Below are 10155 nucleotides of genomic sequence, written 5' to 3'. Positions count from 1 at the left end.
CCGTTGACGGAATGCCGTCTGATTTCCCGACTGACGGTGGCGGGATGACAACCGATGTTCTGTGCGATTTGGTTTAGGGGTAGGTTGCGGTAATGTCTGGAAATGTAGTATCTTTGGTGTGAGGTCAGTTGTGTGTAGGCCATATTGCAATCTTTCTTGTCAGGAAAGGCAGTATACTACCGCATACTGGCCTTTTCTGTTATTGGAAATTGCACTTGTTAGGCGAATGTAAGGCCGTCTGAAACCCTTTTCAGACGGCCTTTGTTATAATCCCCTTTATTTATCCGAAAAGAGACGGCCATGTCTGCACCCAATCCCACCATCGCCGCCATCGCCACTGCGCCCGGCCGCGGCGGCGTCGGCGTGATTCGTTTGTCCGGCAAAGATTTGCTGCCTTTGGCACAGGCATTGAGCGGTGGTAAAACGCCCAAGCCGCGCGTGGCTTTGTACACCGATTTCCTCGATGCCGACGGCCAAGCCATCGACAACGGCCTAATGCTCTATTTCGCCGCGCCCGCCAGTTTTACCGGCGAAGACGTGATTGAATTGCAAGGCCACGGCGGGCCGGTGGTGATGGATATGTTGTTGCAGCGCTGTTTCGCCCTCGGTGCCAAAGCCGCCGAGCCGGGTGAATTCACCAAACGCGCTTTTCTCAACAACAAGCTCGACTTGGCGCAGGCCGAGAGCGTGGCTGATTTAATTGATGCCTCGAGCAAATCCGCCGCCCGCATGGCTTTGCGTTCGCTCAAAGGCGCGTTCTCGCAGCATATTCACGCGCTGGTCGATGATTTGATTACGCTCAGAATGCTGGTCGAAGCCACGCTGGATTTTCCCGAAGAAGACATCGATTTTCTCGAAGCCGCCGATGCGCGCGGCAAGCTGGCCGAGCTGCAAGGCCGTCTGAAAACCGTGTTGGCCAGTGCCGAACAAGGCGCGATTTTGCGCGAAGGCATGAATGTGGTGTTGGTCGGTGCGCCAAACGTGGGTAAATCCAGCCTGCTCAACGCTTTGGCCGGCGACGACATCGCCATTGTCACCGACATCGCCGGCACCACCCGCGACACCGTGCGCGAACAAATCACGCTCGATGGCGTGCCGGTGCACATCATCGACACCGCCGGCCTGCGCGAAACCGACGACGTGGTCGAACAAATCGGCATTCAACGCAGCCAAAAAGCCGTCAACGAAGCCGATGTGGCGCTGATTCTGATTGACCCGCGCGAAGGCATCAACGCCAAAACCCAAGCCATTCTCAACGGCCTGCCCGAAGGCTTGAAGCGCATCGAAATCCACAACAAAGCCGATTTGACCGGCGACACCGTGGAAAAAATTTCAGACGGTCTTACCCCAACCGGTGCCGACACCTTGATCAAACTTTCCGCCAAAACCGGCCAAGGCTTGGATTTGCTTAAACAAGCCCTGTTGCAGGAAATCGGCTGGCAGGGCGAAAGCGAAAGCCTGTTTCTCGCCCGCAGCCGCCACCTGACTGCCTTGCACGCTGCCGAAGCCGAGCTGGAAAACGCCGCACTGTGCGGCAACCACCAAATCGAACTCTTGGCCGAACACCTGCGCTTGGCACAAGTGGCGTGCAGCGAAATCACCGGCGAATTTACCGCCGACGATTTATTGGGCGTGATTTTTTCGCGGTTTTGTATCGGTAAATAAACACAAGCCGTCTGAAAACAACCGTTTTTCAGACGGCCTGTCGGTAAACCGTAGGTCGGGCATGTCTGCCCGACGCAAAGCCGGCATGCCGTGCAAAAAGCCGTGGCAATCCCAATCTATTGTTTGTAAAGAAAGGAAACTGATGAAACGCTTATCCGCTCTTGCCGCCCTGATGTTGCTTGCGGCCTGCCACCACACGCCGTCGGCTTCGACGCCGACCGCGCCTGCAATCCAAACCGCTTCCTGTGAAAAACGCATCTGCACCCGCGAATACGACCCCGTATGCGCCACCATCGAGCAGGGCGGGCGCACGGTAGAACAGTCATTCGGCAATCCGTGCAGCGTGTGCAGCGACAGCGGCAAGATCCTCAAGCTGGAAAAAGGCGCGTGCGGTGAGGTGCGTTAAACCCGAAATCCAAAAGGCCGCAGGCCGTCTGAAAGTCAGTCAACTTTCAGACGGCCTTTTGTTCGCCAAAATACAGCGAAAACGCTATAATCCTTCATCTTTATTGATTGTTTCCAAAGCATAAACCATGACACGAAAAATTCTAGTGACTTCCGCCCTGCCGTATGCCAACGGCAGCATCCATCTGGGCCACATGGTCGAACACATCCAAACCGACATTTGGGTGCGTTTTCAAAAATTGCGCGGCCACGAGTGCTACTACTGCTGCGCCGACGATACCCACGGCACGCCGGTGATGCTGGCGGCGCAAAAGCAAGGTTTGCAGCCGGAAGACATGATTGCCAAAGTGCGTGAAGAGCATTTGGCCGACTTTACCGGCTTCGGTATCGGCTACGACAATTACTACAGCACCCATTCGCCTGAAAACAAAGCGTTTTCCGAAGAAATCTACCGCGCCTTAAAAGCCAACGGCAAAATCGAAAGCCGCGTCATCGAGCAGCTTTTCGACCCTGAAAAACAAATGTTCCTGCCCGACCGCTTCGTCAAAGGCGAATGCCCGAAATGCCACGCCAAAGACCAATACGGCGACAACTGCGAATCCTGCGGCACTACCTACGCGCCGACTGAATTGATTAACCCGTATTCCGCCGTATCCGGTGCCACGCCGGTGTTGAAAGAATCGAAACACTTCTTCTTCAAGCTGGGCGAATGCGCCGATTTCCTGCAAGAGTGGACTTCCGGTACCAACGCCTTGGGCAAACCGCATTTGCAGCCCGAAGCCTTGAACAAAATGAAAGAATGGTTGGGCGAAGGCGAAGAAACCTCGCTGTCGGATTGGGACATTTCCCGCGACGCACCTTACTTCGGCTTTGAAATCCCCGATGCGCCGGGCAAATATTTTTATGTGTGGCTGGACGCACCGGTGGGCTACATGGCCTCGTTTAAAAACCTGTGCGACCGCATCGGCTTGGATCTCGACGAATTTTTCAAAGCCGACAGCCAAACCGAAATGTATCACTTCATCGGTAAAGACATTTTGTATTTCCACGCGCTGTTTTGGACGGCGATGCTGAAATTTTCCGGCTACCGCACACCGAGCGGCATTTTCGCCCACGGATTTTTGACTGTGGACGGCCAAAAAATGTCCAAATCGCGCGGCACGTTTATCACTGCCAAATCCTATTTGGACCAAGGCCTGAATCCGGAATGGATGCGCTACTACATCGCCGCCAAGCTCAACAGCAAAATCGAAGACATCGATTTGAACCTGAACGACTTTATCAGCCGCGTAAACAGTGATTTGGTCGGCAAATATGTCAACATCGCCGCCCGCGCTTCCGGTTTCATCGCCAAACGTTTTGAAGGCCGTCTGAAAGACGTATCCGATAGCGAATTGCTGGCCAAGCTCACCGCCCAAAGCGAAGCCGTTGCCGAGCAATACGAAAACCGCGAATACGCCCGCGCCCTGCGCGACATCATGGCTTTGGCTGACATCGTGAACGAATACGTTGATGCCAACAAACCTTGGGAATTGGCCAAACAAGAAGGCCAAGACGCGCGCCTGCATGAAGTGTGCAGCGAATTGATCAACGCCTTTGCCGTGTTGACTGCCTACTTGGCACCGGTATTGCCGAAAGTAGCCGAAAACGCCGCCAAATTCCTGAATCTGGACGCGATTACTTGGGCAAACACCCGCCAAACCTTAGGCGAACACGCCATCAACAAATACGAACACCTTATGCAACGTGTGGAGCAACAACAAGTGGATAACTTAATCGAAGCCGACAAACAAAGCATCCAAGCCGCCGCCGAAGCCGTGCCTGCCGAAGCGGGCAAATTCGCGCCGGTGGCCGAGCAAGCCAGCTTTGATGACTTTATGAAAATCGACATGCGCGTGGCCAAAGTGCTGAACTGCGAAGCGGTAGAAGGCAGCACCAAACTGCTGAAATTCGATTTGGATTTCGGCTTTGCACAACGCGTGATTTTCTCCGGTATCGCCGCCTCTTACCCGAATCCGGCCGAACTCAACGGCCGCATGGTGATTGCCGTGGCCAACTTTGCCCCACGTAAAATGGCCAAATTCGGCATGAGCGAAGGCATGATCTTGAGCGCGGCCACATCTGAAGGCAAACTGAAATTGCTGGACGTCGATGCCGGTGCGCAACCGGGCGATAAAGTGGGTTAAGGCCGTCTGAAAGCGGCTAGGAGATTGTCGCCGCTTTTTAAGCAATAAACAGGCCGTCTGAAAACTTAGTCTTCAGACGGCCTGTTTCGTTTATAATGCTGTCAAATTATTGCAATAGCCAGAACGAAAAAGGAATCCCCATGTCACTTCCACCATGCCCACAATGCCAATCCGAATATACCTATGAAGACGGCGCCAACTTGGTTTGCCCCGAATGCGCCCACGAATGGCAAGTCGGCGAAGAAGCCGCCGATGAAACCTTGTCGGTCAAAGATGCCAACGGTGCCGAGCTGGTTGATGGCGATACCGTGGTGCTGATTAAGGATTTGAAAGTGAAGGGCAGCTCGTCGGTCATCAAGCAAGGTACAAAAGTAAAAGGCATTCGTTTGCAGGAAGGCGACCACAATATTGGTTGCAAAATTGATGGCTTCGGCGCGATGAACCTGAAATCCGATTTTGTCAAAAAGGCTTGATTTTGTTAAAATAAATGCTTGTGTTGATAATGTAGTGAAGGCCGTCTGAAATGTTTCAGACGGCCTTTGCTTTATTTGATATCACGGTATTTGCTTCTCTATTGATTTATTAGGAGACAGCCCAACGCCATAAATAAACAAGCAGAAAAACAACGTTTCTTGAGGCGTTCATTTCATATTGTTTACTTGATTTACTATTAATTTTCGCCTATTCTAGTAAAAGATAATAATTTTTATTTAAATTAAATTATTTCATTTAAATTCCTCATTTCATTCCCCCCGATTAATACTGTCTTCTAACTCAAGGATATGCTATGAAACTTGTGCGCTTGTCTTCTCTTGCTATCGCCGCGGCTTTGTCGCTGGGTGCGGTGACTTCTTATGCCAAACCGGTGCAGATTACCGACGTGGCCGGCCGTAAAGTAACCGTGGATTTACCGGCCAAACGCGTGGTATTGGGCTTTTATTATCAAGACTATATGGCCATCGGTGGCAAAAATGCGCTGAATAATGTGGTCGGTTTTTCTAAAGCAGTGTGGTCGGATTGGGCGCCGCCAAGCTGGGCTGCGTTTAGCAAAGCCGTGCCGAAATTGAACCAGCTCACCGACGTGGGCGAAGTGGAAGTCGGCACCTTCTCGATTGAAAAAGTGTTGGCCTTGAAACCGGATTTGCTGGTGTTGGCCGATTGGCAGTATCAGGCTTTGGGTTCGGATCTCGATCGCATCAATAAAGCCGGCATTCCGGTGGTGGTGTTGGACTACAACGCGCAAACCGTCGACAAACACATCAAATCGACCCACATCATCGGCACCTTGACCGGCCAGCCGAAAAAAGCCGCCAAGCTCGCTGCTGATTACAAACGCATCGTTGATACCATCCAAAGCCGCGTGAAAAAAGCCGGTTTGCCGAAGCCTAAGGTGTACACCGAATTCGGTAACAAAGGTCCGGCCGAACACAGCTTCACTTTCGGCAAGAGCATGTGGGGTTCGATGACTACTTTGGTAGGTGGCGACAACATCGCTGCCAAAGCAGTGGAATACTACGGCCCGATTAATCCGGAATTGGTGTTGGCTGCCAAGCCTGACGTGATTGTGATTACCGGCCGTGAAACCGAAGTGAAGAAAAACCCGCAAGCGATGGTGTTGGGCTGGGGCATCAACAAAGCCGATGCCGAACGCCGCTTGGCCGGTTTCACCAAACGCCCGGGCTGGAGCAATTTACCTGCCGTGAAAAACAACCGCGTTTACGGCGCATACCACGCCAATTCGCGCACGCTTTCAGACGGCGCTTCGATTCAGTTTATGGCCAAAGCGATTTATCCACAGCTGTTTAAAGACCTGAATCCGGAAAAAACCTATTTGGATTTCTACCGTCAAAACCTGCCGGTGGTGCCAAGCGGTACGTTCTATACTTATCCGCGATAAGGAATGATTGATAAAGCGGCAAGCCTATGCGCTTGCCGCCTTGTCGCTTTTCAGACGGCCTGATGCCGCGCATGGTATGATTCGCCCTGTGTAGCCAGAGTCCGTTTTTTCAGACGACTTCATCAAAAGGCCGTCTGAAAAAACGGTTTCTTACCTTTATCCCATTCATTTTAAAAAAATTCATCATGACCCCTACCGCCGCCGATATTGTCAAAAACCAGCGCGCCTTGGAGCGCAAACGCTGGTTGGTTGTTTGTTCTTTTTTAATCGTCAGCCTGATTGGCTTTGTGTTTGACATCGCGACCGGCCCTTCTATGTTGCCCGTAAGCGAGGTGGTGAAATCGCTGCTGAACATGCAGGGTGCGGACGAAATGAGCAAGGTGATTGTGTACGATTTGCGCCTGCCGATGGCGGTGATGGCCTTGGTGGTCGGCGCGGCCTTGGGCGTGGGCGGTGCGGAAATCCAAACCCTGCTAAATAACCCGATGGCCAGCCCTTACACGTTGGGTTTGGCGGCGGCGGCCGGTTTGGGTGCGTCGCTGGTGATTGCCTTTGGCGACTTCGGTTTGCCGCATGCGTTTGCCGTGCCGATTGGCGCGTTTGTGATGACCATGCTGGCGGCGGGGGTGTTGTTTGCGTTTGCTTCCATCCGCCGCTTCAATTCGGCCATGCTGGTATTGGTGGGGATTGCTTTGTTGTTTTTGTTTCAGTCGATTTTATCGCTGATTCAGTTTATCGCCGCGCCGGAAATTTCGCAGCAGATTTTGTTTTGGCTGTTCGGCAGTTTGACTAAGGCAACGTGGGAAACGGTTATCGTCACTACCGTGGTGACTGCCGTGTGCGTGAGCTTGTTGGCGAAAGATGTATGGAAACTCACCGCCCTGCGTTTGGGTGAAGAACGCGCCGCCGGTTTGGGCATCAACCTACAACGCCTGCGCATTCAAACCTTGGTGCTGGTGGCGATTATGACCGCCACGGCGATTAGTTTTGTCGGCGTCATCGGCTTTATCGGCTTGGTCGCGCCGCATGTGGCACGCATTCTGCTCGGCGAAGACCAGCGCTTTTTCCTGCCCGGCTCGATGCTGGCGGGCGCGGCGTTTTTGTCGGTGGCGAGCGTGTTGTCGAAAGTGATTATTCCCGGCGCGCTGTTCCCGGTGGGGATTGTGACCTCGTTTGTCGGCGTGCCGTTTTTCTTTTGGATTGTGTTGACCAAGCGATAATTCTCAGACAACTTATTTTTAATCAGGCCGTCTGAAAGAAATGACATAGAGAGATAAACCAATGAAGCCTGTTTACCGTATTTTAGCCGCCGCCGTATTCAGCCTAGCCGCGCTCACCGCGCAAGCCGAAGTGAAAACGCTCACCGATGTGCGCGGGCGTGAAGTGCAAGTCGATGTGCCGGCCAAGCGCGTGGTGCTGGGCTTTTATTATCCCGATTACATCGCCGTGACCGGTGCCGATAAGTTTGAAAACGTGGTCGGCATTTCGCGCGAATTTTGGGAAAAGTTCAACCCCGGCAGTTGGTCGCTTTATGCTGCTAAAATCCCGTCGCTGCAAAACATCGGCGACATCGGCAATGTGAACACCGGCACATTTTCATTTGAAAAAACCTTGGCGATGAAGCCCGATGTGGTGGTGTTGGCCGATTGGCAGTATGACACCTTAAAAGAAGAAATGCCGCGTTTTGAAAAAGCGGGTATTCCGGTGGTGGTGGTGGATTTCAACGCGCAAACGGTCGAACGCCACACCGCCAGTGCCAAGCTTTTCGGTGAAATCGCTGGCACGCCAGAACGCGCCAAAGAAGCTGCCGACGAATATGCGAAGGGCATGGCCGACATTCAAAAACGCGTGGCCGGAGCGGGCAAGCCCAAGCCGAAAATCTACATTGAGTTCGGCGATAAAGGCCCGGCCGAACACAGTTTCACCTTCGGCAAAAACATGTGGGGCGCGATTGCCGATACCGTGGGCGGCGACAATATTGCCGCGCCGTTTATCCAAGACTGGGGGCCGATTAACCCCGAGCAGTTTCTTGCCGCCAAGCCCGATGTGGTGATTATTTCCGGCACCGAAGTCGGCCTGAAGCAGCCCACTTCTATGGCGATGGGCATTGACATTGCCGCCGACGAAGCGCAAAAACGCCTGAAAGGCTTCACCGAGCGCGCCGGTTGGGCAGACATTCCGGCCATTCAAAATGGCCGCGTGTTCGGCATTTACCACACCGCATCGCGTTCGCTGTCGGACTTGGCATCCGCCCAATTCATCGCCAAAGCGCTGTATCCCGAAGCCTTTGCCGATGTGAATCCGGAAGAAACCTACCGCGCGTTTCACCGCAAATATCTGCCGGTTGAGCCGCAAGGCACATTCTTTATCCACTTGGGCTGCGACGGTTTGGACGATTGTAAAAACCAAGCCGCTGCCGATGCTGCGCCTGCCCAAGCCGAGCCTGCTGCCGAATTATCCTTGTGGCAGCGTATTAAAAACTGGTTTGCCGCTCTCTTTGCTTAAGGCCGTCTGAAATGATTCAACTTGAAAACGTACACATCCGCCGCGGCAGTTTCGTGGTGGCCGACCAAATCAATCTGGCCTTTGAGCCGGGCAAGGTGTACACCATCCTCGGCCCCAACGGCACGGGCAAATCATCGCTGCTGAAAACCCTGTTCGGCGAAGTGGCGCACCAAGGCAGCATCCGCTACAAAGACGAGCATTTGAGCAAACTCACCCTGCAAAGCTGGCGCAAACGCATAGGCTATATGCCGCAAAACACTTTTGCCGAAGCCGCGTTGACCGCCTTGGAAGTGGTGCTGCTCGGCCGCATGGACGGCTTGGGGCTGCATGTTGGCGACGAGATGCTGCACGAAGCGGCCGGCATCATGGAATCGCTCGGCATTGCCCATCTGGCGCATCATGATGTGATGAACTTGAGCGGCGGCCAGCGGCAATTGGTGATGTTTGCCCAAGTGATGATGCACCGGCCGGAAATCCTGCTGCTCGATGAGCCTGTGTCCGCGCTGGACATGCACCATCAAATCAACCTGCTTGAGCGCGTGGTCAACTACACCCACGCCAACGGCCTGACCACGCTGATGGTGTTGCACGATTTGAGTTTGGCCGCGCAGTTTTCAGACGGCATCGTGTTAATCGGCGGTGGCAAAGTGCATGCCGAAGGTGCGCCGAAAGACGTGTTGCAGCCCGAATTAATCAGCCAGCTGTATCAAGTTGATGTCGAATTATTGTATGACCGCTTCGGCGCACCGGTGATCCGCCCTTTACGAAACAGGCCGTCTGAAAGCAGCCAAACCTTTACCGCTTAATGTGTTTGAATCCATAAAAAGGAAACCGAAATGAAAAAATCCCTGTTTGCCCTGTTGCTGACTGCTTCTGTCAGCGCGTTTGCCGCCAACCACGAAGTAAAAATGCTCAACAATGGCGCCGATGGCGGCATGGTGTTTGAGCCGGGTTTTGTTAAAGCCGCTGTCGGCGACACCGTTACCTTCAAGCCGACCCACAAAGGCCATTGGGTGCAAAGCAAAGCCGTGCCGGAAGGTGTGGAAAACTTTTTGTCGGAAGAAGATCAAGAATTTACCCTGAAGCTGACCAAAGAAGGCGTGTATGTGTACACCTGCCCGCCGCACCGCATGATGAACATGAGCGGCGTGATTCAAGTCGGCAAGCCGGTTAACAAAGCCCAAGCGCAAGCGGCGGTGGACGAAATGGAAAAACGCGCCATGCAGAATAAAGGCCCTTACATTCGCCTAACAAGTGCAATTTCCAATAACAGAAAAGGCCAGTATGCGGTAGTATACTGCCTTTCCTGACAAGAAAGATTGCAATATGGCCTACACACAACTGACCTCACACCAAAGATACTACATTTCCAGACATTACCGCAACCTACCCCTAAACCAAATCGCACAGAACATCGGTTGTCATCCCGCCACCGTCAGTCGGGAAATCAGACGGCATTCCGTCAACGGAACCTACTGTTACCGAAAAGCACAACAG

General features: G+C 53.1%; 11 protein-coding genes. 10 read left to right on the top strand and 1 reads right to left on the bottom strand.

All coding sequences use genetic code 11. The annotated features are described in order from the left end of the window. Positions 1-143, bottom strand: a 143-nt coding sequence (locus CRG49_RS14005; RefSeq protein ID WP_157807900.1) for a helix-turn-helix domain-containing protein, incomplete at its 3' end; no start/stop codon positions are given. Between the two features lie 157 nt (positions 144-300). On the opposite strand from CRG49_RS14005, the gene mnmE reads away from it, so the two are divergent. From mnmE to CRG49_RS14000, 10 genes are all read left to right on the top strand, one after another. Then, a complete protein-coding gene (gene mnmE, locus CRG49_RS10885; protein ID WP_095503551.1) occupies positions 301-1665 on the top strand; it encodes a tRNA uridine-5-carboxymethylaminomethyl(34) synthesis GTPase MnmE in 1365 nt (454 codons plus the stop codon). A gap of 142 nt (positions 1666-1807) precedes the next feature. Further along, positions 1808-2071 (top strand): alkaline protease, encoded by a 264-nt coding sequence (locus CRG49_RS10880; protein ID WP_157807905.1) that lies wholly within the window; start codon positions 1808-1810, stop codon positions 2069-2071. 127 nt (positions 2072-2198) lie between these two features. Further along, on the top strand, positions 2199-4256 hold the full coding sequence (gene metG, locus CRG49_RS10875; RefSeq protein ID WP_095503553.1) for a methionine--tRNA ligase: 2058 nt from the start codon (positions 2199-2201) through the stop codon (positions 4254-4256). 140 nt (positions 4257-4396) lie between these two features. Next, entirely contained in the window at positions 4397-4729 is a 333-nt protein-coding gene (locus CRG49_RS10870) for a zinc ribbon domain-containing protein YjdM (RefSeq protein WP_095503554.1), read from the top strand. Positions 4730-5043: 314 nt separating this feature from the next. Continuing rightward, positions 5044-6153 (top strand): ABC transporter substrate-binding protein, encoded by a 1110-nt coding sequence (locus CRG49_RS10865; protein ID WP_095503555.1) that lies wholly within the window; start codon positions 5044-5046, stop codon positions 6151-6153. A 185-nt stretch (positions 6154-6338) separates the two neighbouring features. Next, positions 6339-7373: an iron ABC transporter permease gene (locus CRG49_RS10860; RefSeq protein ID WP_095503556.1), complete on the top strand. Its 1035-nt coding sequence runs from the start codon at positions 6339-6341 to the stop codon at positions 7371-7373. Positions 7374-7434: 61 nt separating this feature from the next. After that, positions 7435-8658, top strand: coding sequence for an ABC transporter substrate-binding protein (locus CRG49_RS10855; protein ID WP_095503557.1), 1224 nt, complete (start codon positions 7435-7437; stop codon positions 8656-8658). Positions 8659-8669: 11 nt separating this feature from the next. Further along, a complete protein-coding gene (locus tag CRG49_RS10850) occupies positions 8670-9464 on the top strand; it encodes an ABC transporter ATP-binding protein (RefSeq protein ID WP_095503558.1) in 795 nt (264 codons plus the stop codon). Positions 9465-9494: 30 nt separating this feature from the next. Continuing rightward, positions 9495-9968 carry a pseudoazurin gene (locus tag CRG49_RS10845; protein WP_097784616.1) on the top strand — a complete coding sequence of 158 codons (474 nt, stop codon included), beginning with the start codon at positions 9495-9497 and terminating at the stop codon, positions 9966-9968. Between the two features lie 16 nt (positions 9969-9984). Continuing rightward, positions 9985-10155, top strand: a 171-nt coding sequence (locus CRG49_RS14000; protein WP_157807888.1) for a helix-turn-helix domain-containing protein, incomplete at its 3' end; no start/stop codon positions are given.

Source organism: Neisseria sp. N95_16 (genome assembly GCF_002551535.2).
In the GTDB taxonomy this organism is placed as follows: Bacteria; Pseudomonadota; Gammaproteobacteria; order Burkholderiales; family Neisseriaceae; genus Neisseria; species Neisseria brasiliensis.
The sequence above is the reverse complement of the archived record's forward strand: the minus strand, read 5'-3'. Positions and strand labels throughout refer to the sequence as shown.